This is a genomic window from Candidatus Clostridium helianthi (assembly GCF_045310795.1).
Classification (GTDB): Bacteria; Bacillota; Clostridia; order Clostridiales; family Clostridiaceae; genus Clostridium; species Clostridium helianthi.
Genome location: NZ_JBJIAB010000251.1, coordinates 1 through 242 on the forward strand (window position 1 = coordinate 1; position 242 = coordinate 242).

The following is a 242-nucleotide window of genomic DNA, read 5'->3' on the forward strand; positions in this document are numbered from 1 at the left end:
TTTAATTTTGAAAGAATGCAAGCAATAGGTTTTTGTGTTACATTAATTCCAGCTTTGAAGAAATTATATAAAGGTGATGAATTAAGTGCAGCACTTAAAAGACATTTAGAATTCTTTAATACACAACCATTTATGGCAACACCAATTATGGGAATAACAGCAGCAATGGAAGAACAAAAGGCAAATGGGGCAGATATAGATGAGGCATCAATAAGTGGTGTTAAGATTGGTCTTATGGGACC

At 33.5% G+C, this 242-nt stretch carries 1 protein-coding gene; it reads left to right on the top strand.

The annotated features are described in order from the left end of the window. Nucleotides 1–242 (top strand): PTS system mannose/fructose/sorbose family transporter subunit IID (locus tag ACJDTP_RS28005; protein WP_406763086.1); only part of this gene is annotated, 242 nt, incomplete at both ends.